A 24,161-nucleotide genomic window follows, 5' to 3' on the forward strand; every position below is an offset into this window, starting at 1 on the left:
GGCTAGTCGGTTGGACCTGCCCACTCCGGTGAAGCTCGTCGTCCTCGCGTCCGGTTCCGGCACGCTGCTGCAAGCCGTGCTCGACGCCGTCGAAAAGCCGAACTTCCCGGCGAAGGTGGTCGCCGTCGGGGCGGACCGCACCGGGGTCGCGGCGCTGACCAGGGCCGAACGCGCCGGCGTGCCGTCGTTCACCGTGCGGATGGCCGACCATCCGGATCGCGCGGCTTGGGACAAGGCGATCACCGAAGCCGTCGCCGCCTACCAGCCGGACCTGGTCGTCTCCGCGGGGTTCATGAAGATCCTCGGCGCCGAATTCCTCGCGCGGTTCCCCGGCCGCGTGATCAACACGCATCCGGCCCTGCTGCCGTCGTTCCCCGGCGCGCACGCCGTGGCCGACGCGCTGGCGATGGCCGTCAAGGTCACCGGGTCGACGGTCCATTTCGTCGACGCCGGGGTCGACACCGGGCCGATCATCGCGCAGGAGCCGGTGATCGTGGAGCCCGACGACGACGAAAACGTCCTGCACGAGCGGATCAAGGCCGTGGAACGCAGGCTCCTGGTGGAAACGATCGAGAAACTCGGCCGGAGCGGGTGCTCGGTCGAGGGACGAAAGGTGAGGTTTTCGTGAGTACCGCACAGGGACAGCGTCCCGTCCGGCGTGCGCTGATCGGCGTCTCGGACAAGGCCGGCCTGCTCGAACTCGCCACCGGGCTGCACGCGGCGGGTGTCGAGATCGTGTCGACCGGCGGCACGGCGAAGGTCATCGCGAACGCCGGGGTGCCGGTGACGCCGGTCGAAGAGGTCACCGGGTTCCCCGAGTCCCTCGACGGCCGGGTCAAGACGCTGCACCCGCGCGTGCACGCCGGTCTGCTGGCCGACCGTGACCGCCCGGAGCACGTCGAGCAGCTCAAGCAGCTCGACATCGCGCCGTTCGACCTGCTCGTGGTCAACCTGTACCCGTTCACGCAGACCGTCGCCTCGGGGGCGAGCCCGGAGGACTGTGTCGAGAACATCGACATCGGCGGTCCGGCGATGGTGCGCGCCGCGGCGAAGAACCACAACAGCGTCGCCGTCGTGGTCGACCCGTCGCGCTACGAATGGGTGCTGGAGCGCGTCGCGGCGGGCGGTTTCGAGCTGGCCGACCGCAAGCGGCTCGCCGCGCAGGCATACGCGCACACGGCGGCGTACGACACCGCCGTCGCCGCGTGGTTCGCCAACGTCTACGCGCCCGCGGACGACTCCGGCTTCCCGGACTTCACCGGCGCTTCGTGGGAGCGCGGCGACGTGCTGCGCTACGGCGAGAACCCGCACCAGAAGGCCGCGCTGTACAAGCACTGGCGGCCCGGCCTCGCGCACGCGGAACAGCTGCACGGCAAGGCCATGTCGTACAACAACTACGTCGACACCGACGCCGCGCGCCGCGCCGCCTACGACTTCGACGCCCCGGCCGTCGCGATCATCAAGCACGCCAACCCGTGCGGGATCGCGGTCGGCGAGGACATCGCCGAGGCGCACCGGAAGGCGCACGCGTGCGACCCGGTTTCGGCGTACGGCGGGGTGATCGCGACCAACCGGCCGGTGAGCCGTGAGGCCGCCGAGCAGATCTCCGAGGTGTTCACCGAGGTCGTGCTGGCGCCGGACTTCGACGCCGAGGCGCTCGAGATCCTGCAGCGCAAGAAGAACGTGCGGCTGCTGAAGCTGCCCGCGATCACGTCGCCGGATCCGATCGAGTTCCGGCCGATCTCGGGCGGCATGCTGGTGCAGACCGTCGACACGATCGCCGCCGAGGGCGACGACCCGGCGAACTGGACCTTGGCGACCGGCGCGCCCGCCGACGAGCGGACGCTGGCCGACCTCGAGTTCGCGTGGCGTTCGCTGCGCGCGGTGAAGTCGAACGCGATCCTGCTGGCGAACGACGGCGCGACCGTCGGCGTCGGCATGGGCCAGGTCAACCGGGTCGACTCCTCGCGGCTCGCCGTCTCGCGGGCCGGTGACCGGGCGAAGGGCTCCGTCGCCGCTTCGGACGCCTTCTTCCCGTTCCCGGACGGGCTCGAGGTCCTGCTGGAGGCCGGCGTCCGCGCCGTCGTCCAGCCGGGCGGCTCGATCCGCGACGCCGAGGTCATCGCCGCCGCCGAGGCCGCCGGGGTCACCCTGTACCTCACCGGCACGCGGCACTTCGCCCACTGAGCCGACCTGCGTTTAGCGGGCTAAACGCGATCCGCGCGCGGACCTGCGTTTAGCCCCCTAATCGCGATCCGGGGGTGCCCGCGGGCGTTCCCTGTGCCTGGGCCCGGGGGTTCGTGCCATGCTGGCCCCGGATCGCGTTTAGCCCGCGAAACGCAGGTCCGGGCGCATGTCGCCTTTAGCGGGCTAAACGCGACGCGGACGTAAGTGAGTCGCCAGGGGAGGATCGGTGCACCAGCCGCCGCAGGGGTACGGCCAGGGGCCGGGTTACGGCCCGCCGCCTGGGCAGGGAGGTCAGCCGGGCTACGGACAGCAGCCGGGTTACGGCCCGCCCGCCGGTCCCGGATACGGTCCGCCGCCCGGCTATGGCCCGCCCGGCTACGGGCAGCCGCCCAAGAAGAAAAAGACCGGGCTGATCGTCGGCGTGATCGTGGGTGTCGTGGTCCTTCTCGGGCTGGGCATCCCAGGCGCCATCTTCGCGTCGGAGTACTACTCCTCGGTCGGCAAGGCGCCGGTCTCACAGCAGCCGCCCGCCGAGTGCGCCGTCTCCCCGGGGCTGCTGAACAAGACGTTCACCACCAGCTTCCAGGGCGTCCGCGACAACGAGATCAAAGCGGGCGAGATCGTCACCAAGCAGCAGGGCTGTTCCTGGCTGCCGCCGGAGAGCGACAACGTCCACGACCGCGCCCTCCAGGTCATGATTTACCGCCACGAGGGCCCGGACGCCGAGAAGCGCGCGGCCGAGTCGTCCACCGGATCGGCCGCGCCGTCCGAGCGCCAGCAGCAGGTGCAGGGCATCGGGGAGAAGGCGGTCCTCGTCTCCCTCGACACCGACAGCGCCTTCAGCGGCGCCGAGCTGCGGGTCATCCAGGGCGTGTACGTCGTCCTCGTCACCTACAAGGGCTGGGACAAGGGGTTCTTCACGAACTCGCCGATCCCGCCCGCGGAGTCCGCTGAAGTGGCGAAATCCGTGGGCGCCGAACTCGTGAAGAACCTGCCCCGCTAGGCGTACAGGCCGTTCAGCCAGGCTGTCCACGCCTTCGCGGCCTTGTCCGCGTCGGCGTCTTCGGCGAACAGGTGGTGCCCGATGCCCACAGGCCAGCCCCAGACGTTCCGGCCGTAGAAGCGGTACAGCGCGTCTTCGGTCCGGACGCCGATGAAGGCCGGCGTCAGGTAGTCGACGACACCGTCGACGTCGGCGACTTCGAGATGCACCCGGTCGCCGACGGCCTTCGCGCCTAGAGCCGCCTTCACGGTCTCGAACGCCTCCGGAGCCTTCGACGCGTCGGGCGCATCGGCCTTGAAGTACTTCGCCTGACGCCGGTTGAAGTGCGTCAGGTACTCGCCCAGCGAGTGGTGGTAGAACGCCGTGTGCTGCTCGCACGCGTCGTATTCGACGTCCCAGTCGTCGAGGACGGTGGTGTGCTCGTAGCGCAGGTACGTGCCTCCGTCTTTCGGTTCGAGGAGGTATTCGAGCGTGTTGAACCAGCCGGTCTCGTCTTCCGCGTACGTGACGAAGCGCCGCGACGGCTTCCAGACGGTCACCATGCCGCCGTTGGGGGTGAGGCCGGACTCGGCGCCGCCGTCGCGGGGTTCGTACTGGATCGGCCAGAGCCAGCCGCCGCTGGCGGTGGTGATCGCGGCCCAGGTGTCGGCGGGGGTGGTGGGCATGAAGCCCTCGAAGCGGACCTCGGATTCCTTCGCCATGACTGTCCTCTCTCTTGTGTCTTCATGAGAGCGACGCCTGGCCAAGGGCGCTTTCGACAACCGGAGCGCATTTAGCTCGCTACGACTACCGCCGGGAAGTGATCAGCCTCCGGTGGGGCCGTCTCTTCAGAGGCGTTCGACGCGGTCGGCCTGCGGGCCCCGGTCGCTCTGACGCACCGTGTACCGGACCCGGTCACCCTTCCGCAGCGGCTCCGACCCCATGATCACGGACGCGTGGGCGAAGAGATCGTCGCCGCCCGCGTCCGGGGTGATGAAGCCGAAGCCGCGGTCGTCGTCGTAGCGCGCGACGACGCCCTCGCCGCCTCGTACGGGCACGTCCCGCGCCGCCGCGGCAGGTGCCGACCGCTGCGGCGCCGTCTGGGGCTCGGCGCCCCGGACCAGGTGCACGTCGCGGGCCTGCGGGCCCTTGTCCCCACTGGTCACCTCGTAGGCGACGCGGTCGCCCTCCGCGAGCCACGTCAGCCCCTCGGCCAGGGCCCGGGCGTGGACGAAGACGTCCCCGGCGCCGGAGTCGGGGTTGATGAAGCCGAAGCCCTTGTCCTCGTCGTACCAGGCCACCGTGCCGTCGGCACCGTCCGCGATACCAGCCGCAGCGGGTGAGCCGGCCCCTGCTCCCAGCGGGATCACGTGCCCGGCCTGCGGTCCGCGCTCGCCTTCGACGATCAGGAAGGCCACCCGCTGCCCCTCGGTGACCACGCCGCCGGTCACGATGGCGGAGCTGTGCACGAAGACGTCGGCGCCGCCGCCGTCCGGCGACGCGAAGCCGTACCCCTTGCCCGGCTCGTACCAGTTGATGGTGCCGAGCAGGCCCACGGCGCTGCCGGCGGCCGCATCGGCGGTGACGCGAACGCGCAGCGCCTGGGGCCCGCGGTCGTTCTCGCCGACCTCGAACACGACGGCCTGACCCTCACGGAGCACTTTCGCGCCGCCGTCCCCGACGATCTCGGAGGCGTGCACGAACACGTCCGGCGAGCCGTCCTCGGGCGCGAGGAAGCCGAAACCCCGTTCGGCGTCGAACCAACGGACGGTCCCTTGCGGCATAAAAGACTCCAGGTCGAGAGGGCGGGCATTGGCCCCCAGTCTCTCTGACCGACCTCCGGTCCGTTGGGCCGGGCCCACAGGCGGGTGGCGCGGAGCCAGAGGCGGGCCGTTGGTTCACCGAGTTTTGAGACCAGATAGGCGAAGTGATGCAGGTCACATTTCGCGATGTCGAAGTGCGGCGGACAGCGGCGTCCCCGGGGTGTCCGCGAAGACGGCGACCCGAGGAGAGAGACATGCGGCAGAGCACGATCGACGAGATCCTGAACCGTCCGTACGCCCAGGAGCTCCTGGCCCGTGACATGGCCCGGCTGGCCTACACCGCGCTCGACGGCACGCCCCGGGCGATCCCGATCAGCATCCACTGGAACGGCACGGAGATCGTCATGTGCACTTCGACCAACGCGCCGAAGCTGGCGTCGCTGCGCCGCAACCCGGCCGTCGCGCTGACGATCGACACCGAATCGCATCCGCCGAAGATCCTGCTCCTCCGTGGCACCGTCGAGCTGGACTACGTGGACGGCATCCCCGACGAGTACATGCAGTGGAACGGCACCTATGAGATGACGCCGGAACAGCGGGCCGAGTGGGAAGTGAACGTGAAATCGCTCTACGACAGCATGGTCCGCATCGTGATGACCCCGACCTGGGTCAAGCTCATCGACTTCGAGGAAACGCTGCCCACCGCCGTCGAAGAGCTCATCCGCCGCCAGAGCGCCTGAACGGAGCCGATCATGAAGCTGGAACACATCGGTGCCGTCGTCCACGATCTCGAAGCGGCCAAGGCGTTCTTCCTCGCGCTCGGTCTCGAATTGGAAGGCGAGGCGTCACTCGAAGGCGACACGGTCGATCGCATCACCGGGCTGAAAGGGGTCCGGACGGATATCGCCGTGCTGCGGCCGCCGGACGGCCACGGCGGAGTGGAGCTGATCAAGTACCACACGCCGGAAGGACCGGAAGGTGATCCGCACGCGCCGATGAACACGCCCGGTATCAGTCACTTCGTGTTCTCGGTGGAGGACATCGACGCGACCCTCGAGCGGTTGCGGCCGCACGGTGCCACGCTCGTCGGCGAGCTGGTGCGGTACGAGGACAGCTACCGGCTCTGCTACGTGCGTGGCCCGGCGGGGATCGTCGTCGAGCTGGCGGAAGCGCTCGTACGCCGGGAAGCGTAGGCGAGAAGCCGCGTTTCGACGGATTCCCGCGACGCTCCACGCTGCCAGCATTTCCGCCATGACACTGACAGGAATCCTGGCCGCCGCGCTGATCGTCACCGGTGCGCCCGCCATCGACACGGACGACGTCCACGTGCACACCGGAACGATCGACGGTGCCCGGTACCGGGTCGAGGTGCCGTCGAACTGGAACGGCAAGTTGTTGCTGTACAACCACGGGATCTATCCGCCGGGCTACGTTCCCGAGGAGATCGAACTCGCCAACCGGGCGGAGGCGAAACCCGTTCTCCTCGGCGAGGGATACGCGTTGGCCGCGTCGCTCTACAGCAAGCCGAACGGTTTCTCGGCCCGTGAAGCCGTTCACGATCAGACGGCGCTGCTGTCCTGGTTCGACCGCAACGTCGGCCGCCCGGAGCAGGTGCTCACCTGGGGAGCTTCAGGCGGCGGGCTCAACGCGATCCTGCTGTCCGAGCGGCTCCCGCACCGGATCGACGGCGCGCTGGCGATGTGCGGTCCTGTCGCGGGTGGTGCCGCGTTGTTCGGCCAGGCGCTCGATCTGGGGTTCACGGTCCGGACGTTGCTGGCGCCCGAGCTGGAGATCGTCCGCGTCACCGACCTTGGGGCGAATCTCGCGAAAGCACATCAGGTGATCGCGAAGGCGCTGGAATCACCCGATGGACGGGCGCGGCTCGCTCTCGCCAACGCGTTCGCCGACGTCCCCGGCTGGTCGACGGCGCATCATTCCCGTTCCACCGATGTCGCCGAGCAGATCCGTCAGCAGACGAAGTTCGTCCAAGCGGTCTACGACCAGCTGGCCTGGGGTGCGCATCGGGCCGATCTGGAGACGCAGGCCGGCGGTAATCCGACCGGGAACACCGGTGTGGATTACCGCGGCCTGCTCGCCCGGTCCAGTGAACGCGGCCTCGTGCACCAGGCCTACCGGGACGCGGGCCTGGACCTCGACGCCGACTTGACACGGCTCGCGACCGCGCCACGGATCGAGGCCGACAAAGCCGCCGAACGATGGCTCGGCCGCGTCGGGACCCCGACCGGGCGCGGTCGTCAGCCCGTCGTCACGCTGCATCCGATCGGCGACGGCGTCGCCCCCGAACACGAGCGGACCTACGGCGACCGCGTCGATCCCGGCCGGATCCGGCAGCTGTTCGTGAACCGGGGCGGGCACTGCCAGCACACCGCCGCGGAAGAACTGACGGCGTTGCGCGTGCTGCGGGACCGCGTCGAAACCGGTCGCTGGCCCTCGACGTCACCGGAACGCTTGAACGCCGAGGCGAACCGGTTCGGCCCGGAGTTCCGCTTCCTCTACGACTGGCTGCACGGTGAGCCGGGTACCGCCGCACCCGCTTTCCGGCGGTATCACCCGGATCCGCTTCCCCGTGCCGTCTGAGGCCGGTCGCCGACGGGATGGCAGGCTTGGAATGCCAGCCGCCCGTCGGCGTCGGCCGCGATCCGGTCGAGGACGTCGTCCAACCCCAAGAAGATCTCCCACGGCAGCTGTCCGGTCGCGACGGCGAGACGGTCGACGAGGGCCTGTTCGAGATCGGTGACCCGCTTCGCTTTCCACACCTTGTCCGCGACGCTCACGAGGAGATCTTCGACACCGACGTCCGCCCTCCAAGCGGCGTGAGTCCGCGCGAAACGCGCGCGGTTCTCGGCGATCCCCCGGGAGACAAGGAGTTCGTAACCGGCCTGCTCGTGAGCGGAGCCGGGCCCGGACAACTCTTCACGGTGGATCGTCTTGCCGATGTCGTGGACGGCCGCGCCGAAGAGGGTCGCTTCGCGGTCGAAGACCACTTCCGGGTGTTGCTTCTCCAACCAGTCGGCCAGTGCACACGTCACGTCGTGAACCGCGCGCAGATGCGCGGCCAGCCGCGGGGGCGCGGCCAGCTCTTCCAGCAGTCCGCTCACCTCGTCCGGCAACGGGCGAAGCGGTGGCTCACCGGGATCGGTCAGGGCACGGCGCAAGGCTGGCGAGGGCATGGCGTCCAGAATGACAGAAACCGCCGTTCATTCCCCCTGGTAGCGCAGGCCGGTGCGCTTCAGGACGACCCAGCGCTCACCGGGCCGGTCCGCCACGACCGGATACCACCGCGGCGCGACCGCGTCGGTCAGCTCGCCACCCCGTTCGATGAGGGAGCTCACCTCGGGTTCGCCCACCACGATGAGCGCGGACCAGTCGACGTGCGCCAGCAGGTTGTCCTCGGTGACGCCGAACCGTTCCTCCAGAACCGTGACCAGGTCGTGCCCGCTGTCCGGACCGGACCGGACTTCGCTGACGTCAGGCACTTCTTCGACGACGATGGGCTCGACCTCATCGAGGTCGTAGTCGTCTTCATCCTCTTCTTCGTCTTCGCGTTCTTCGGACCAGACGTGGTGATCGAGCCGCGAGATGCTGTTGCTCAGGTCGAAGGCCTGTTCGTCGGTCATGACCAGCGTCACGGTGTGCCCTTCGGTCAACGTGAACGTCAGTTCGGCCTCCGGGTGGCCGCTGGTGCCGGGCTCCGCCTCGACCATGCCCGCCACGGTCCCGGCCAGCGCCGTGGGCGCCGGGCTCGTGTGCCAGTCCAGCGACGGCAGGTTCGCGGCCATCTCCAGCACGCACGTCGCGGCGGTCCAGAACGCGTCCTTGTCCCGGAAATCCTTGCGGCTGCTGGTCAGTGTCCGGCCGCCGCCCAGCGGCTCGGTGCGGGCGTCCACCCGGCCCCGCCCGGTCCCGTTCTCCCACATCGCGGTGACCGTGACCCGGTTGGCCAGGCGTTTGCGGTAGTTCTCGATATGGCCTTCCCTGGCGAGTTCCCAGCCGTTCACCGTCTCGGGCCAAGCGTCGTCCACTGCGGTTTTCCTTTCCTGACGGGAAGACCCCCGGTCTCGGACGTGACAGGTCCGGTGATCGTTCCGGCTCGCTTGACAACCGCTGTGCCACCCGGTCTACTGGAGTCATCGAACAAGCGTTCGAAGTGCCGCCTTCCCCGTGGCACGCCGGTGCCGTCCACAAAGGACGGTCTAGGTGTCGTGGGGAGGCGAGGTCCGGTGACAGCGGAGGTGGTCGAGGCGCGGGCCTTGCCGTTGGCGAGGCTGGCGGCTTTGCCAGGAGTGAGCACGGCCAGTGGCGTGGCTTCCGTGGCCGAACACGCGAGGACGACGGGAAGGGTGCTCCCGGTGTCCCCGGCGTTGTCCGGTCTGCTGCCCGCCGCGGGGCTCCGGCGCGGGAGCACCGTTTCGGTGCTGGGGTCCACGTCACTGATGCTCACCCTGCTGGCCGCCGCGACCGCCGGCGGTGCGTGGGCGGTCGCGGTCGGCCTGCCCGCGCTCGGGGTGGTCGCCGCCGCGGAACTCGGGGTCGAGGTGGGCAGGCTGGCGCTGGTCCCCCGTCCCGGTGCCGAGTTCCCGGCGGTGACCGCGGCCTTGCTGGACGGTTTCGATCTCGTGGTCGTCGGTCCGGGGCTCGTCCGGCCCGACGTGGCGAGAAGACTGTCCGCCCGCGCGCGCAACCGTGGTTCGGTGCTGCTTTCGCTGGGTTCCTGGCCCGGTGCGGAGGTCGAGCTGAGTTGTCGTCGTTCGCGCTGGACGGGTTTCACCGGCGGCGGCGCGGGCTATCTGCGCGCCCGTGAGGTGGAAGTGCGGGCAGGCGGCCGGGGTGCGGCCGCCCGGCCGATGTCGGCCTTGCTGCGCTTTCCCGGCGAGGGCGAGGTCGAGCGGGCCGAGTTCCCCACGACCAAGTGGGGGACGGCATGAACCCGCCGGTGCGCATGCTCGTCCTGTGGTGCCCGGACTGGCCCGCGGTCGCCGCCGCGGCCGTCGCGGGCGAACCCGTCGGCCGCCCGGCCGCGGTCTTCTCGGCGAACCGCGTGGTCGCCTGCACCGCGGTGGCCAGGGGCTACGGCGTCCGCCGCGGGATGCGGCGGCGCGAGGCCCAGTCCTGCTGTCCGGAGCTGGCGGTCTTCGGGGAGGACGAAGGTCGCGACGCCCGGCTCTTCGAATCCGTCGCACGGGCGGTGGAAGAGCTGGCCGTCGGGGTCGAGGTGGTGCGCCCGGGGATCGTCGCCGTCCCGGTCGACGGCGCGGCCGGTTACTTCGGCGGTGAGCACGGCCTCCTCGAAAGACTGGTGGACGAGGTGTCGGTGGCGGCGGGAGTGGAGAGCCAGGTCGGCGTGGCCGACGGCCTGTTCGCCGCGACGCTCGCCGCCCGCCGGTCGACGCTGGTCGAACCCGGTGGGACGGCGGAATTCCTTGCCCCGCTGCCCATCCGCGAGCTCGACCAGCCCGAGGCCGGCCGCGCCGAGCTGGTCACCTTGCTCAAGCAGCTCGGCTTGCAGACGCTGGGCGCTTTCGCGGCGCTCGGTGAAAGTGACGTCTCCGCGCGGTTCGGAATGGAGGGGGTGCTCGCGCATCGGCTGGCACGAGGACGGTCCGAACGTCCGCCGTCGCGCCGCCGTCCGCCACCGGAACTCTCGCTCGCGAAGGCGTTCGACCCGCCGATCGACCGGGTCGACGCCGCCGCGTTCGTGGCGAAAGGGCTCGGCGAACGCTTCCATGCCGGGCTCGCCGCGTACGGGCTGGCCTGCACCCGGCTCGGCATCTACGCCACCACCGAGACCGGCGAACAGCTCGGCCGGGTGTGGCGTTGCGCCGAACCGCTGACACCGCTCGGCGTCGCGGACAGGGTGCGCTGGCAGTTCGAAGGCTGGCTGAAAGCCAAAGATCGCCCCAGTTCCGGGGTCGTCCGGCTTCGGCTGGAGCCGGAGGAGACGGTCGAAGGCCGGTCGCTGCAGCTCGGGTTGTGGCAGGCGGGTGCGGCGGGTGTCCTGCGGCCGTCCACCGAGGACGAGGACCTGTCCGGCGAGCGCGCCGGTCGTGCCCTGGTGCGGGTGCAGGGGTTGCTCGGCCCGGAGAGCGTCTTCACCGCGGTGCTCGACGGCGGCCACGGCCCCGCCGAGCGGGTCCGGCTGGTGCCGTGGGGCGACAGGCGGGAGAAGACGGCGCAAGCGGACGCGAACTGGGCCGGAAGGCTTCCGTCGCCCTCCCCGGCGACGGTGTTCGCCCGGCCGGTGCCCGCCCAGGTGCTGGACGAGAACGGCCGCGTCGTGGAGATCACCGCGCGGCGCCGGGTCACCGCCGCGCCGTACCTCGTGAGCTTCGAGGGCGGTGAGCCGCGCGAGGTTCTCGCTTGGGCGGGGCCGTGGTTCGTCGGTGTCCGGGCCGGCGCGGGCCATGCCCGGTCGGGGACGCGGATGCGGTTGCAGGTGTTGCTGGCCGACGGGCAGGACGCCGAGGAAGCGGTGCTGCTCCGCTTCGAGCACCACAAGAATCCGATGTGGACACTGGAAGGGAAGTACGACTGAACATGGACGAGGAGTACACGCGGCTGGTGCGGCGATGGCTGGAGGAGCCGGCCATCCCGGTGCAACGTGCCGAGCTGGATTCGGCCTGGGCGGCGTGCGTCCCGCGCGCGGAAGTGTTCGTCCCCGCGCCGAGAAGCTCGACCGAGAACCGGTGACCGATGGGCTGGAACAATCCTCCGCGGCCGTGGAAGGACCTCGCCCGCGAACTCGCGGGTGAGGTACCGCCCGGCGACGGCGGTGACAGCCCCGCGTGGAGTGCGAAGCGGCAGGGATACCAGCGGCCCGCGGATCTGACCGGGCTGATCGGTGACGACGACGGCGCCACCGCGCGCCGGGTGCCGTACGCCGAACTGCACTGCCATTCGAACTTCAGCTTCCTCGACGGCGCGAGCCACCCCGAGGAACTGGTGGAGGAAGCCGCACGGCTGGGCCTGGACGCGATCGCGCTCACCGATCACGACGGCATGTACGGCGTGGTGCGCTTCGCCGAAGCGGCGAGGGAACTGGGCGTGCACACCGTTTTCGGCACGGAGCTCAGTTTCGGGCTGTCCGGCCCGCAGAACGGGTTCGCCGATCCCGAGGGCGAGCATCTGCTCCTGCTGGCCAAGCAGAAGGACGGCTATCTGAGCCTGAACCGGGCGATCACCGCCGGCCAGCTGCACGGCTTCGACCGGCGGTCGTTGTCCCCCAAGGAAAGGGCGGAGAAGGGCAGGCCGGTCTACGACCTGCGCGCGGTCGCCGAAGAGGTGCGCGGGAAGTGCGTCGTGCTCACCGGTTGCCGCAAGGGCGCGGTGCGCAAGGCGCTCGTCACCGAAGGCCCTGCCGCGGCCGTGGTGCGGTTGAAGGAACTCATCGACTGCTTCGGCCGGGAAAACGTCTATGTCGAACTCATCGACCACAGTCTTCCCCTGGACAGCACGCACAACGACCTGCTGAGCGAGATGGCCGACGAGTTCGGCCTGCCGACGGTGGCGACCACGGCCGCGCACTACGCCCGGCCGGAGCGGGCACCGCTCGCCGACGCGCTCAGTGCCATTCGTGCCCGGCGGGGCCTGGAGGACATGGAGGGCTGGCTGCCCGCCGCCGGGACGGCGTTCTTGCGGTCGGGGGAGGAGATGGCCGAAATCTTCGCCCGGTATCCGGGCGCGGTGCAGCGGGCGGCGCTGCTCGGCCGGGAGTGCGCGTTCGAACTCCACCACATCGAACCGAAGCTGCCGCCGTTCGAGGTGCCGGAGGGGCACACCGAAGCGTCCTACCTCCGGGAGCTCACCTACAAGGGCGCGAAGGAGCACGAGAAGAACAAAGACGCCGAGTACCGCGAGAAGGCCCGGAAGCTGATCGACCACGAACTGGACATCATCGAAGAACTGGGTTTTCCCGGCTACTTCCTGATCGTCTGGGACATCGTGCGGTTCTGCCGGGAGAGCGACATCCTCTGCCAGGGCCGGGGATCGGCCGCGAACTCGGCGGTCTGTTACGCGCTCGGCATCACCAAGGTCGACGCCGTGCGCTACGGCCTGCTCTTCGAACGGTTCCTCGCCCCGGAACGCGACGGCTACCCGGACATCGACCTCGACATCGAATCCGATCGCCGCGAGGAGGCGATCCAGTACGTCTACCGGAAATACGGGCGGCTGAACACCGCGCAGGTGGCGAACGTGATCACCTACCGGGCGCGATCCGCGGTCCGGGACGCGGCGCGGGCGCTGGGGTACTCGCCCGGCCAGCAGGACGCGTGGAGCAAGCAGATCGACCGCTGGGGTGCGTTGCGGGCGACGGAGAAGGACCACGATCACGACATCCCGGAGGAGGTCGTGGAGCTGGCCTGCGCGCTCGAAGACTTCCCCCGGCATCTGGGCATCCATTCCGGCGGCATGGTGATCTGCGAACAGCCGGTGAGCGAGGTGGTCCCGATCGAATGGGCCCGTATGGAGAATCGCAGTGTCGTGCAATGGGAGAAGGACGACTGCGCCGCCGCCGGACTGGTCAAATTCGACCTGCTCGGGCTCGGAATGTTGTCGGCCCTGCACTATATGATCGATCTGGTTCGTGACCACAAAGGGGAAGAGGTCGACATCTCCGAATTGGATCTCAAGGATCAGAACATCTACGAAATGCTCTGCCGTGCCGACGCGATCGGCGTCTTCCAGGTGGAGAGCCGCGCGCAGCTGGCCACGCTGCCCCGCTTGCGCCCGAAGAAATTCTACGATCTGGCGGTCGAGGTCGCGCTCATCCGGCCCGGCCCGATCCAGGGTGGTTCGGTGCATCCCTACATCCGGCGCAAGAACGGCCAGGAGAAATGGGATTTCGACCATCCGAAACTGGCCAACGCGCTGGGGAAGACGCTCGGCGTCCCGTTGTTCCAGGAACAGATGATGCAGATCGCGCTCGACATCGCCGATTTCACCCCGGCGGAGGCGGATCAGCTGCGGCACGCCATGGGCGCCAAACGTTCCGAACACCGGATGGAAAGGCTCAAACGACGTTTTCTCGAAGGTGCCGCGAGGAACGACGTCGACGGGGAGCTGGCGGAGAAGATCTTCGGCAAGCTCAAGGCTTTCGCGAATTTCGGCTTCCCGGAGAGCCATGCGCTGAGTTTCGCCCTGCTGGTGTTCGCGAGTTCGTACTTCAAGTACTACCACCCGGACGCGTTCCTGGCGGGGTTGCTGCGCGCGCAACCGATGGGGTTCTACTCGCCGCAGTCGCTGGTCGCCGACGCGCGGCGGCACGGAGTGCGCGTGCTCGGCCCGGACATCAACGCGAGCCTCCCGCACGCGACGCTGGAACCCTTGCCGGACGGGGGAGAACTGCTCGCCGTGCGCGGCGGCCTGTCCACCGTGCGGATGATCGGCGAGAACCTGGCGCGGAAGATCGTCGAGGAGCGGGAACGGGACGGCCCGTTCGCGGACCTGGCGGAGGTCGCCCGGCGGGTGCGGCTGACCAAACCGCAGGTCGAGGCGCTGGCCGCGGCCGGAGCGTTCGGTTGTTTCGGCGAGAGCAGGCGGAGCGCGCTCTGGGCGGCGGGCGCGGTCGCCGACGAAAGCCTGGAGAAGCTGCCGGGGCTGATCACCGGGGCCAAAGCGCCGATGTTGCCGGGGATGGACGAAATCGACATCGCGGCCGCGGACGTCTGGGCCACCGGGGTGTCACCGGACAGCTTCCCGACCCAGTTCATCCGGGAACACCTCGACGAACTCGGCGTCGTCACCGCAGCGGGCCTGCGCGAGATCCCGCACGGCGCCGAGGTGCTGACCGGGGGCGCCGTGACCCATCGCCAGCGGCCGGCGACCGCGGGCGGCGTCACCTTCATGAACCTCGAAGACGAAACGGGGATGATCAACGTCATCTGCACGATGGGTGTGTGGCAGCGCTATCACCGGGTCGCCCGCGGCAGTCCCGCGCTGCTGATCCGAGGCGTGGTCGAGCGCACCGGTGAGGTGGTGAACGTCCTCGCCGAACAGATCCGGCATCTGCCGTTGCGGATCACCGCCAAGTCCCGTGACTTCCACTGAACCCTCTTGACGATCACTCGGGGGGTGTGCTGAAGTTGCGCCAGCGTCGCAGTGCACCCGGCAAAGAGACCGTCGCGGGCATGGAGGCGCCGGACCATGGGAAATCATGGAAACCCCTTCTCGGACGAACGGCCGGTTGACGGCGTTCGGAAATCAACTCGTTCAGGTTCACAACTGGCTGCGTAAAGAGCTGGCCCTGCTGCACGACGACCTCGGGTCGGTCGCGGAAGGGCGTGCCGAGCGGCTGCGCGATCTCCGCGCGCATTGCCTGACCTTCTGCTCGGCGCTCACGAGGCATCACACCGGCGAGGACGGCGGCGCTTTCCTTGTGCTGGCGGACAAATTCCCCGAATTGCGGCCTTCGCTCGAAGAGCTCGCGCACGACCACGGCGTGATGACCGGGATCATCGAACGGCTCGAAAAGCTGGTCGCCGGGGTCGGCCCCGGGTCGAGTCAGGACGAGATCCTCGACGTCCAACGGGAACTGGACGGCCTCACGGCGATCATGGAGACGCATTTCCGCTACGAAGAGAAGCGGATCGTCGAGGTGCTCAACTCGCTGGACATGCCGGAGTGGCAGGAATCGCAGCCGCCTTTCCTGCTGAAGACGCATTAGGACACGATCTGTCCTATACGGGTTCTAGCGTTCTTCTCATCGCTTACGACGACTGAGGAGAACTCCGATGAGCAACCCGATTCCCGACGGCTACCACTCGGTCACCCCGTGGATCATCTCGCGTGACACCGCGAGCGTGATCGACTTCCTCAAGCGCGTCTTCGACGCCGAGCCGATCGGTGAACCGGTGTACGTCGAGGGCGGGAAGATCGGGCACGCGGAGGTCCGGATCGGCGACTCGGTCGTCATGTTGTTCGACGCGCAGGACGACTGGGTCGACACTCCGGCTTATCTGAGGCTCTACGTCGAGGACAGCATCGAGACGCAGCGCCGGGCGATCGAGGCGGGGGCCAAGGAGGTCACGAAGCAGACCGAACTCTTCTTCGGCGACCGTGTCGGGCGGGTTCTCGACCCGTTCGGCAACCTGTGGTGGATCCAGACCCGGCTGGTCGATCTCGACTATCCGGAGATGGAGCGACGGATGAACGATCCGAAGTTCATCGAGGCCATGAATTACGTGGCGAGCTCGAAGATCATCCCCAGTCGCTGAAATCGGTAGGGTGGTGGCAGCGACGCGGAGGTGAGCCGGTGGATCACCACCCACTCCGGGGCAACCCCGGGGAGTACGAAGTCAGCGAGACAAGGCGCCCCGCGCGAGCGCGGCATGCTCCGCGTGCGAGTCCGCGCGGATGACAGGAGAAAGAGTCACCCCCGCGTCGCTCCTCGAACCCCTGCCGGTCTGGCGATTCCAGGTGGCCCGCTGGACGACGTTCGACGAGTGCGCCGCCGGCCTCGACCTGACACCGGGCGAACTCTCGTGGTTCGCCGACGCGAAGGGCTGGAACAGGCGCGCCGCCGAGCCGGTCCGGCACTACACCTATCGCTGGATCCCAACCGCTTCGGGCGGCGTGCGGCTCATCGAGCGGCCGAAACCGCGGCTCGCCGAACTGCAGCGCCGGATCGTGCGGCACGTCGTCGGCGCGCTGCCGGTGCACGAGGCCGCGCACGGATTCCGGCGCGGGCGTTCGCCGCTGTCGTGCGCCGCGCCGCACGCGGGCCGGGAGACCGTGGTCAGGATGGACCTCGAAGGGTTCTTCCCCGCCGTGTCCGCGCGCCGGATCTCGGCGCTGCTCGCCCTCGCCGGCTACCCGCCCGCCGTGGCGGAGGCGCTGGCGGGCGTGCTCACCACCGCCGTTCCGCCCGATGTCCTCGCCACCGTGCCCGGCGGACGCCGGGATCCGGCGCGAACGCGGCTGTTGAGCAACCTGGCGGCCACGCATCTGCCGCAGGGCGCGCCGTCCTCGCCCTCGGTCGCGAACGCGGTCACGCACCATCTGGACCGTCGGATCGACGGGCTCGCGCGCGTACTGGGCGCGACGTACACGCGGTACGCCGACGATCTGGCGTTCTCCGGGGATTCCCTACCACTGCACCGGTTGCTGCCCGGCGTCCGGCGGATCGTGACCGGCGAGGGTTTCCGGCTCCGGGACGACAAGACGTCGATCGCCGGCGCGCACCAGCGGCAACGGGTCGCGGGGCTGGTGGTCAACAGCGCGCCCGCCGCGACGCGTGCCGACTACGACGCCCTGCGTGCGCTGCTCCACAACTGCGCCCGGACCGGCCCGGAAGCGCAGAACCGGGGCAGGCATCCGGACTTCCGCGCCCATCTGCTCGGCCGGATCGGCTGGATCGCCGCGTCTTCGCAGGCACGGGCGGCGAAGCTGCGCGCTATGTTCGGCAGGATCACCTGGGAGTGAGCGGGTATGCGATCCTGGACGGGTGATCGAGACTGCCGAGGACTACCGAGAAGCCGTCCTTTCCCGGCAATGGTGGGAAAAACGCAGTTTCGTCGGCTGTGATTTCACCGAAGCCGACCTGCGCGGGCTGCGTACCCAAGGCTGCACCTTCGACCAGTGCGACTTCACCAAGACGGATTTCGAGGGCTCGCGCCACGAGGCGTCGGCGTTCCGCTCGTGCACCTTCGACCGCACCGTACTGGCCGGCACGCGGTGGAGCTCCTGCTCGATGCTCGGATCGTCCTTTGTGGACTGCCGGTTCCAGAAGATCGCCTTCACCGAATGCGATCTTTCGCTGGTCTCGCTCAGCAAGGCTCGTTTGTCCAAAGTGGACCTGGGTGGCCTGCGGCTGCGTGAGGCGAACCTCCTGGACGCGGACCTGACCGGCGCCGATCTGCGCGGCGCGGATCTCACCGGTGCCCGGCTGGCGGGCGCGAAACTCGAGGGCGCGGACCTGCGCGGCGCGCGGCTCGACGCCAACAGCCTGGTGCAGGCGAACCTCTCCGGTGTCCACGTGGACACCGAGACCGCGATCGCCTACGCCGCCGCGCACGGCCTCGTCATCCACTGACCCCGCGTGCAATGAACGGGCCGTTCCTTGCAAAATTTGCAAGGAACGGCCCGTTCATAGCGCTTGAGAGGGCTAGTCGATCGGCGGTTCGCCCGGGTCCAGCTCGATGAGGTCGCCCTCGGCGAGCAACTCCTCGATCGACGCGGGCAGCAGGTACGCCGACCCGCCACCCGGCTGGTTGAACCACGGGATCGCGACACCGGCGAGGGCTTCGAGCGGACGCTGCACGCGGTACACGTGGTACGGCCGGTTCACCCACTCCGGCACGAGCGAGCGCTCCTCGAACGGCGTCCCGGCCGCGTAGGTCAGGTTGCCGTTCGGGCCGCCGAAACGGTCCAGTTCGCTGCCGGCGGGCAGCTCACGCAGCTCCTTGCCGCGGAACAGCGTCAGCGGCGGCTCGCCGTTGAGCGGCGAGATCGGCCAGTTCTGCTTGGCGTCGGGCGCCCCGGCGTTCGCCGCGACCGGCGGACGGGCCGGTTCCTCGCGCCGCATCGGCGGCGGAGGCGGCGGCGTCACCGGCGGCTCACGCCGCGGCGGCGCGGGCGGCGGGCTCGCCAGCACCGGGTTCGGCCGCGACGGGGGCGCGGGCGGGACCGGAGCGGGGGCGGGCTCGTCGTCCAGATCGTCCCCGAGCAGCTCCTCGGCCGTCGTGAACGCGGTCTGTTCCTGCGCCGGGATCGACTCCCGCGGCGGCACCGGATGCGAACCGGTCGCGATCTCGGGGGACAGCGTCGCCAGCACGGGAGGCGCCGGAGCGGGCTCCTCGACAGGCGGCTCTTCGGCGGCGGGCGGCTCCTCGGGAGGCGGGGCGCCGTTCGGGTTCAACAGGACCTTGCCGAGCATGAACGCGGCCGCGTCCTCGGCGTCGCCGAACACCGCCGGGTTGGTCAGCTTCCCGTCGTACCAGCCGACGCGCCAGCCGCCACCGTCGACCTGCTCGACGCTCCAGCCGTGCTCGGCGGGGCCGCCGATGCGGTAGACGTCTTCGGGCACGTCGAGCTCGTCGAACCTCGCCTGCAGCTCGTTCAGCACCGGCACGGGGTGCTCGGCGCGGCGCGGCTGCGCTTCCTCGCGTCGCGGCTCGGGCTCCGGCTGGGGCGCGGGGGTGGTAGCAAAGGTCCCCCGCTCCTGCGGTGGGGCGTCGACCTGTGTGACCTCGGAATCCGACGGCGGCGGCGCCACGTTCGGCTCCGCGTCGTGCGTCAGGAGAGGCAGCTCAGGACCGGCGTCGGCCTGCTCGACCGGGGTATAGCCGGTGGTCGTCTCCTCCTCCGGGGGCGCGTACGGCTGCTCTTCCTCCTGCCGGGCGTACGCGTCCTGCTCCTCCTCGTGAGGAGGCTGCTCGTAGGCGTCGGCCTGCGGAGCCCGCGCGTACGTGGTCGCCTCCGGGTCGGCGATCCGCGGTTCCGGCTCGGGCTCGGTGTCCTGCCGGGCCTCGTCGGTGTAGGCGTCCTGTTCGGACGTGTACGGGTCTTCGTAACCCTCTTCGTACTGCTGCTCGGCGGCGGCCTCGTGGAAGTCCTGCGCCTGGTAGTCCCGGGTGTCGTAGTCGTCCTCGTACCGCTGGGCCTGCTCGGCCTGGTCAGGGACGGCCGACTCGGCGGCGGGGACGGCCGCCGCCGCGGCGACCGGTGCCGCGGCCGCGGCGGCCGCCACGGCCGGATCCGGGCCCTGCTGGTGCGGCGGCGGGACGGGCGGCTGAGCGGGGGGCTGGTTCGGCCCCGGACCACCGGGACCGGCCTGTGCGGGAGCGCCCGGGCCTGCCTGCGGCGAAGGCGCCGGGCCGTTCTGCGGCGGGCCCTGCGGAGGCGGTCCCGCGGGCACGCCGTTGGGTCCACCCGGGCCGGGGCGCTGCTGCGGGGGCTGATTCCCCCGGGTGAGGTACCCCGCCGCGGCCTGCAGCGTCGGGGCGTCGACCTCGGGCAGCGTGAAGTCGTTCTGCCGGACGTGGTCGATCAGGTCGAGCTCCGGCGAGACGCCGTACTCGCGCAGGTAGAAGTTGACGGCGGCGGGCCAGATCCACTGCCCGTCGCTGTGGAAGGCGACCGGGACGGTGGCCTCGGGCGTCTGGGCGAGCCGGTCGATGTCGTAGCCGCGCTCGGTGACCACCAGCGGCGCGTGGTCGAGGTATTCGAGCAGCCTGTCCTGCTCCTCGATCTCCAGGTCGGGCCGGTTGATCACCGGACGCCCGGCCGGGCCGATGGTGTCGAAGATGCGGGCGATGCGGAAATGCGGTCCGGGCTGCTCGGGGCCGAGGCCGGACATACGCCGGATCAGCCATTCGGGCACGTTCTCCTCGGAGCGGGGGAACATGCGCAGTTCGTCGGAGAGCGCCTGCGGAGGCGGCGCGAGGCGCCACTGCGGCTCGTCGCGGTTGTACTCGAGGTTGTAGCTGGACGGGTGGTCGAGCTGGTAACGGGCGTTGAACCAGGTGCCGCGGCCGTCGCGGTACATCCCGGCGCGGAGCCTGCCGAACAGCGTCGCGATGTCGTGCGTCGCGACCCACTCGTGCGAGGTGCCGTCCTCGGTGATGATCTCGCCGGTCATCTCGTGGTACCTGCCGACGGCTCGGTACTCGGCGGTCACCTTCCGCCAATCACGCGGAGCGGCCCGCAGCAGGGCGAGGCCGATCTGTTTGACCAGGGTGTCCTGCTCGGTCGCGTTCAACTGAGTCGTCGGTTGTGCCACGGTCACATTTTGACCGTATCCGCGCTCCTGTGCACCCCGCATGTGGGTTTTGCCGCTATTGACTCCCTCGGAAGACGCCCTGACCTGCTGCCGGATCACTCACCCGGGATACTGACGGCGTGAACCGATTTGCCGGCGAGACCCCGAAGGACGAGGACTGATGGCGGTGGCCGGACAGCGGCGTGACCGTGGGGCACTGCTCCATCACCTGCCGTTTCTGCTGGTGATGCTCGTGGTGGCGGTCGCCGCCCTGCGGATCGGCCAGTACCACTGGCGGCAGGGCGCCGCGCTGATCGGCGGCGCGTTGCTGCTCGCCGGCCTGCTCCGGGCGGCGCTGCCCGAAGCGAAGGCCGGGTTGCTGGCGATCAGGGGCAAGCCGGTCGACGTCCTGACCTACGGCGCGCTGTCGGTGTTGATCCTCTTCATCGCGTTCACGATCACCGGCGGGCCCCTGTCCTAAGAGGTCAGGAAGCCATCGCGGGCGCGAGGCGTGCTTCGCGGCGGTCCATGCCGCCGGACACGACGGCCAGCGAGAGCCCCAGGACGGCCAGCGACGCACCGACCCAGTTCGGCGCGACCAGGCCGAAGCCGCCCGCGATCACCAGTCCGCCCAGGTAGGCGCCGATCGAGTTCGCGATGTTGAACGCCGACTGCACGGCCGCGGAGACCAGCGACGGCGTCCCGCCCGCCTTCTCCATGATCCGCGCCTGCATCATCGGGCCGATCATGAACCCGGCGAGGCCGACGAAGAAGATCGTCACCGCCGCGCCGACCTTGCCGTTCGCGGTGAAGGTGAAGATCGCCAGCACCGCGGCCAGGCCCAACAGCGAGACGTAGAGGCTCGGCATCAGCGCCTTGTCGGCGAGCCTGCCGCCGAGGATGTTGCCGATCGTCATGCCGACCCCGGCCAGCGAGAGCAGCAGGGTGACGTTCGACGGCGAGTAGCCGGTGACGTCGGTCAGCATCGGCGCGATGTAGGACAGGCAGGCGAACACGCCGCCGAGGCCGAAGGTGACGATCGCGAGGGCGAGCCACACCTGCGGACGGCGGAAGGCGCCGAGTTCGCCGCGCAGCGACGGCTCGGCCGGTTTGCCCTGGTGAGGGACCAGTTTCGCGATCGCGGCCATGGCGATCAGGCCGATCACGGCGACGACGCCGAAGGTCGCGCGCCAGCCGACCTTCTGGCCGAGCAAGGTGCCCAGCGGCACGCCGACGACGTTGGCCAGGGTCAGGCCCAGGAACATCATCGAGACGGCCTTCGCGCGTTCGCCCGGCTTGGCCAGGCTGGACGCGACGACCGCTCCGGCGCCGAAGAACGCGCCGTGCGGCAGGCCGGCGAGGAAGCGGAACGCGACACCGAACTCCTGGTTCGGCGAGAGCGCGAAGAGGGTGTTGCCGAGCGTGAACAGCCCCATCATCGCCAGCAGCATCGTCTTGCGTGGCAGCCGGACGGCGGCGGCGGTGAGCAGCGGGGCGCCGACCACGACGCCGAGGGCGTAGCCGGAGATGAGGTAACCGGCGGACGGGATCGACACGCCGAAGTCGGCGGCGGCTTCGGGCAGCACGCCCATCATGACGAATTCGGTGGTCCCGATGCCGAAGGCACCGATGGCGAGCGCGAGCAGCGCGACGGGCACGGCTCTCCCTTCGAGGGTCGTACGTGAGTAAACGATTACTCGCCCAGCGTCGCGGATGGGGAGCTGAATCGATTTAGGTCTCGGGCACAAAAGAAGACAGCGCGTGCGGCCCCAGCGTCGACGAGCTGTCCTGCGTCCAGTTCAACGGATCGAGGGGGCGTTTGTCATCCCGGTTTCGGGTGAGGCTGACCACCCTCAGCGGCGGGCGGCGAGCACGCCCTGGAGCAGTCCGGGGAAGAGCTCGTCGAGATCGTTGCGACGCAAGGAGTTGTAGCGGGCGGTGCCCTGCTGGCGGCCCATGATGATGCCCGCTTCGCGCAGTGTGCGCAGGTGATGGGTGAGTGTGGACTTGGTCACGGCGACGTCGAAACCACTGCACGAGATCTCGGAGCCGGCATCGGCCAGTTGGCGGACCATGTCGAGTCGGACCGGGTCCGCGAGCGCGGCGAGGACCGCCTCGATCCGGATCTCGTCCCGATCGGGATAGACGTACTGCTGCGTCGCGGTCATCCGTCCATAGTACGACGCCCCTCGAACTTCCCGCGTATCCGTAGTACGGTCACCATCGAACTACGACAACCATCGAACAACGACCCCGTGTCGCCTTTCGCGGGCTAACCGCGATCCGGCGCCGACCTGCGTTTAGCGGGCAAAACGCGATCCGCGGGGTCTGGAGCTGGGGAGTCATGACTTTCGCACCACCCAGGACCGCGGTGCTGGCGCTCGGCACCTTCGCGGTCGGCACCAGCGGCTACGTCGTCGCCGGGCTGCTGCCGGCGCTGACCGGCGAGCTCGCCGTCTCCGAGACGGCCGCCGCTCAGCTGGTCACCGCCTTCGCCATCGCGTACGCGGTCGGTTCGCCACTGTTCGCCGCGGTCACCGGCCGCTGGGAGCGCCGCACGCTCCTGGTCGCCGCGCTCGTCGTCACCGGCATCGGCAACGCGCTCGCCGCCCTCGCGCCCGGCTACGTGACCCTGCTCCTCGCGCGGGTCGTCACCGCGATCGGCGCGGCGGTCTTCACCCCGGCCGCGAGCGCCGTCGCCGCCGAACTCACCGCGCCGGAACGCCGGGGCCGCGCGGTCGCGCTCGTCTTCGGCGGGCTCACCGTCGCGACGATCCTGGGCGTCCCGCTCGGCAGTGTCCTTTCGCAGAGCGTCGGCTACCAGGCCGTCTTCGCGCTCGTCGCGGCCTTCTCGCTTCTCGGCGCCTTCGCCGTCCGGCTGGTCCTGCCCGCCGTCCCGGCGCCGCCCCCGGTCCGGCTGGCCGAACGGTTCACCGTCGCCAAGGACCCGCGCGTGCTCGCCATGCTCGGCGCGACCGTGCTCGGCTGCCTCGCCGCGTTCTCCGTCTACACCTTCATCTCGCCGGTCCTGTCGGCCACCGCGGGTATCCACGGCACGACGGTCAGCCTGCTGCTGTTCGTCTACGGCGCGGGCGGCGCGCTCGGCAACGTCCTCGGCGGCCGCGCCACCGACCGCTGGGGCGCCAGGGGACCGCTGCTGATCGTGTTCGGCGGGATCACCGTGGTGCTCGCGATGCTGCCGCTGGTGGCGACCACCGTCGCGGGCGCGGCCGTCGTCCTTTTCCTCTGGGGGCTGGCCACCTGGTCGGTCAACCCGCCGATCCAGCACCGGCTGATCGAGCTGTCCAAGCAGAACGCCGGACTCGTGCTCTCGCTCAACGCGTCCGCGATCTACCTCGGCGTCGGCCTCTCCGGCCTGGTCGGGGGAGCGGTGCTCAGCGGCGGCGGGCCGCTCCTGCTGCCCGAGATCGCGGCGGTGCTGACCGCGCTCGGCGCGGCCGTGGTCGTGGCGGGCTGGCGGAGCCGCGCGAAGCAGCCCGCCATGGCCGAGTGA

The 24,161-nt window shown here is 69.9% G+C and carries 23 protein-coding genes and 1 pseudogene; 16 read left to right on the forward strand and 8 right to left on the reverse strand.

What is annotated here, in order from left to right:
- Positions 1-10 precede the first annotated feature (10 nt).
- From purN to AB8M46_RS15695, 3 genes are all read left to right on the forward strand, one after another.
- A complete protein-coding gene (gene purN / locus AB8M46_RS15685; protein ID WP_037332511.1) occupies positions 11-628 on the forward strand; it encodes a phosphoribosylglycinamide formyltransferase in 618 nt (205 codons plus the stop codon).
- Positions 625-2,187, forward strand: coding sequence for a bifunctional phosphoribosylaminoimidazolecarboxamide formyltransferase/IMP cyclohydrolase (purH, locus tag AB8M46_RS15690; RefSeq protein ID WP_016331202.1), 1,563 nt, complete (start codon positions 625-627; stop codon positions 2,185-2,187). Before purN ends, purH begins: the two co-directional genes overlap by 4 nt.
- Positions 2,188-2,413: 226 nt before the next feature.
- On the forward strand, positions 2,414-3,190 hold the full coding sequence (locus AB8M46_RS15695; RefSeq protein ID WP_394360566.1) for a hypothetical protein: 777 nt from the start codon (positions 2,414-2,416) through the stop codon (positions 3,188-3,190).
- Here the strand turns inward: AB8M46_RS15695 and AB8M46_RS15700 are convergent.
- The 3 genes and pseudogenes from AB8M46_RS15700 to AB8M46_RS15710 all read right to left on the reverse strand — a co-directional run.
- A complete protein-coding gene (locus tag AB8M46_RS15700) occupies positions 3,187-3,891 on the reverse strand; it encodes an SRPBCC domain-containing protein (RefSeq protein ID WP_394360567.1) in 705 nt (234 codons plus the stop codon). The genes AB8M46_RS15695 and AB8M46_RS15700 overlap by 4 nt on opposite strands.
- A gap of 126 nt (positions 3,892-4,017) precedes the next feature.
- Positions 4,018-4,725 carry a cold-shock protein gene (locus AB8M46_RS15705; protein WP_369797388.1) on the reverse strand — a complete coding sequence of 236 codons (708 nt, stop codon included), beginning with the start codon at positions 4,723-4,725 and terminating at the stop codon, positions 4,018-4,020.
- A gap of 30 nt (positions 4,726-4,755) precedes the next feature.
- Positions 4,756-4,953, reverse strand: a pseudogene (locus AB8M46_RS15710) (cold-shock protein); the annotation flags it as partial.
- Between the two features lie 233 nt (positions 4,954-5,186).
- On the opposite strand from AB8M46_RS15710, the gene AB8M46_RS15715 reads away from it, so the two are divergent.
- The 3 genes from AB8M46_RS15715 to AB8M46_RS15725 are packed head-to-tail and all read left to right on the forward strand — an operon-like array spanning position 5,187 to position 7,530.
- Complete coding sequence (locus AB8M46_RS15715; RefSeq protein ID WP_378427799.1) at positions 5,187-5,672, forward strand: pyridoxamine 5'-phosphate oxidase family protein; 486 nt, start codon at positions 5,187-5,189, stop codon at positions 5,670-5,672.
- A 12-nt stretch (positions 5,673-5,684) separates the two neighbouring features.
- Positions 5,685-6,125 (forward strand): VOC family protein, encoded by a 441-nt coding sequence (locus tag AB8M46_RS15720; RefSeq protein WP_394360568.1) that lies wholly within the window; start codon positions 5,685-5,687, stop codon positions 6,123-6,125.
- A 58-nt stretch (positions 6,126-6,183) separates the two neighbouring features.
- Positions 6,184-7,530 (forward strand): hypothetical protein, encoded by a 1,347-nt coding sequence (locus AB8M46_RS15725; RefSeq protein WP_394360569.1) that lies wholly within the window; start codon positions 6,184-6,186, stop codon positions 7,528-7,530.
- On the opposite strand, the gene AB8M46_RS15730 is transcribed toward AB8M46_RS15725, so the two are convergent.
- Both AB8M46_RS15730 and AB8M46_RS15735 read right to left on the reverse strand, forming a co-directional pair.
- Entirely contained in the window at positions 7,500-8,123 is a 624-nt protein-coding gene (locus tag AB8M46_RS15730) for an HD domain-containing protein (RefSeq protein WP_350595174.1), read from the reverse strand. The two genes, AB8M46_RS15725 and AB8M46_RS15730, sit on opposite strands and share 31 nt — an antisense overlap.
- Positions 8,124-8,150: 27 nt before the next feature.
- Positions 8,151-8,975: a hypothetical protein gene (locus tag AB8M46_RS15735; protein WP_394360570.1), complete on the reverse strand. Its 825-nt coding sequence runs from the start codon at positions 8,973-8,975 to the stop codon at positions 8,151-8,153.
- Between the two features lie 198 nt (positions 8,976-9,173).
- Between AB8M46_RS15735 and AB8M46_RS15740 the strand changes: the two genes are divergently transcribed.
- The 8 genes from AB8M46_RS15740 (at position 9,174) to AB8M46_RS15775 (ending at position 17,980) form a co-directional block, all read left to right on the forward strand.
- Positions 9,174-9,878: a hypothetical protein gene (locus AB8M46_RS15740; RefSeq protein WP_394360571.1), complete on the forward strand. Its 705-nt coding sequence runs from the start codon at positions 9,174-9,176 to the stop codon at positions 9,876-9,878.
- The gene (locus AB8M46_RS15745) at positions 9,875-11,485 is read left to right on the forward strand and encodes a DNA polymerase Y family protein (RefSeq protein ID WP_378427809.1); all 1,611 of its coding nucleotides are present in this window, start codon (positions 9,875-9,877) and stop codon (positions 11,483-11,485) included. The genes AB8M46_RS15740 and AB8M46_RS15745 overlap by 4 nt, the downstream gene beginning before the upstream one ends.
- A 2-nt stretch (positions 11,486-11,487) precedes the next feature.
- Complete coding sequence (locus tag AB8M46_RS15750) at positions 11,488-11,640, forward strand: hypothetical protein (protein WP_162836879.1); 153 nt, start codon at positions 11,488-11,490, stop codon at positions 11,638-11,640.
- Positions 11,641-11,643: 3 nt separating this feature from the next.
- Positions 11,644-14,997 (forward strand): error-prone DNA polymerase, encoded by a 3,354-nt coding sequence (locus tag AB8M46_RS15755; protein WP_394360572.1) that lies wholly within the window; start codon positions 11,644-11,646, stop codon positions 14,995-14,997.
- Between the two features lie 106 nt (positions 14,998-15,103).
- Complete coding sequence (locus tag AB8M46_RS15760; protein WP_360084157.1) at positions 15,104-15,613, forward strand: hemerythrin domain-containing protein; 510 nt, start codon at positions 15,104-15,106, stop codon at positions 15,611-15,613.
- Positions 15,614-15,680: 67 nt separating this feature from the next.
- Positions 15,681-16,163 (forward strand): VOC family protein, encoded by a 483-nt coding sequence (locus tag AB8M46_RS15765; RefSeq protein ID WP_394360573.1) that lies wholly within the window; start codon positions 15,681-15,683, stop codon positions 16,161-16,163.
- 139 nt (positions 16,164-16,302) lie between these two features.
- Complete coding sequence (locus AB8M46_RS15770) at positions 16,303-17,370, forward strand: reverse transcriptase family protein (RefSeq protein WP_394360574.1); 1,068 nt, start codon at positions 16,303-16,305, stop codon at positions 17,368-17,370.
- A 22-nt stretch (positions 17,371-17,392) separates the two neighbouring features.
- The gene (locus AB8M46_RS15775; protein ID WP_394360575.1) at positions 17,393-17,980 is read left to right on the forward strand and encodes a pentapeptide repeat-containing protein; all 588 of its coding nucleotides are present in this window, start codon (positions 17,393-17,395) and stop codon (positions 17,978-17,980) included.
- A gap of 72 nt (positions 17,981-18,052) precedes the next feature.
- On the opposite strand, the gene AB8M46_RS15780 is transcribed toward AB8M46_RS15775, so the two are convergent.
- Positions 18,053-20,710, reverse strand: a complete 2,658-nt coding sequence (locus AB8M46_RS15780) for a glycohydrolase toxin TNT-related protein (RefSeq protein ID WP_394360576.1) — start codon at positions 20,708-20,710, stop codon at positions 18,053-18,055.
- 118 nt (positions 20,711-20,828) lie between these two features.
- Here AB8M46_RS15780 and AB8M46_RS15785 point away from each other — a divergent pair, with 118 nt between their 5' ends.
- Complete coding sequence (locus AB8M46_RS15785; protein WP_007032100.1) at positions 20,829-21,128, forward strand: DUF3017 domain-containing protein; 300 nt, start codon at positions 20,829-20,831, stop codon at positions 21,126-21,128.
- A 4-nt stretch (positions 21,129-21,132) separates the two neighbouring features.
- Here the strand turns inward: AB8M46_RS15785 and AB8M46_RS15790 are convergent, their stop codons facing one another.
- Both AB8M46_RS15790 and AB8M46_RS15795 read right to left on the reverse strand, forming a co-directional pair.
- Entirely contained in the window at positions 21,133-22,305 is a 1,173-nt protein-coding gene (locus AB8M46_RS15790) for an MFS transporter (protein ID WP_350595160.1), read from the reverse strand.
- Between the two features lie 195 nt (positions 22,306-22,500).
- The gene (locus AB8M46_RS15795; protein ID WP_125732284.1) at positions 22,501-22,815 is read right to left on the reverse strand and encodes a helix-turn-helix transcriptional regulator; all 315 of its coding nucleotides are present in this window, start codon (positions 22,813-22,815) and stop codon (positions 22,501-22,503) included.
- A gap of 176 nt (positions 22,816-22,991) precedes the next feature.
- Between AB8M46_RS15795 and AB8M46_RS15800 the strand changes: the two genes are divergently transcribed.
- Positions 22,992-24,161 (forward strand): MFS transporter, encoded by a 1,170-nt coding sequence (locus tag AB8M46_RS15800; RefSeq protein ID WP_394360577.1) that lies wholly within the window; start codon positions 22,992-22,994, stop codon positions 24,159-24,161.

The organism is Amycolatopsis sp. SB7-3, assembly GCF_041021335.1.
Taxonomy (GTDB): domain Bacteria; phylum Actinomycetota; class Actinomycetes; order Mycobacteriales; family Pseudonocardiaceae; genus Amycolatopsis; species Amycolatopsis japonica.